At 69.0% G+C, this 294-nt stretch carries 1 protein-coding gene; it reads left to right on the top strand.

Translation table 11 applies throughout. The features are described 5' to 3' along the window. On the top strand, positions 1–294 hold a 294-nt coding region (locus IH13_RS39330), incomplete at both ends, for an acyltransferase domain-containing protein (protein WP_037843378.1).

Genomic DNA, 294 nt, shown 5'->3' with positions numbered 1-294 from the left:
CGGACTGGTCGTTGTTGGGTGTGTTGCGGGGGGAGTCGGGTGCTCCTGGGTTGGACCGGGTTGATGTGGTGCAGCCGGTGTTGTGGGCGGTGATGGTGTCGTTGGCTGAGGTGTGGCGGGCGGCTGGTGTGGTGCCTGCGGCGGTGATGGGTCATTCGCAGGGTGAGATCGCTGCGGTGTGTGTGGCGGGTGGGCTGTCCCTGGAGGATGGTGCGCGGGTGGTGGCGTTGCGGAGCCGGGCGATTCTGGAGCTGTCGGGTCCGGGCGGGATGATGTCCGTCGCGGAGCCGGCGG

Source organism: Streptomyces sp. NRRL WC-3549 (assembly GCF_000721935.1).
Lineage (GTDB): Bacteria > Actinomycetota > Actinomycetes > Streptomycetales > Streptomycetaceae > Streptomyces.
Note: the sequence above shows the minus strand (reverse complement) of the source record. Positions and strands in the feature narration are given on the sequence as shown.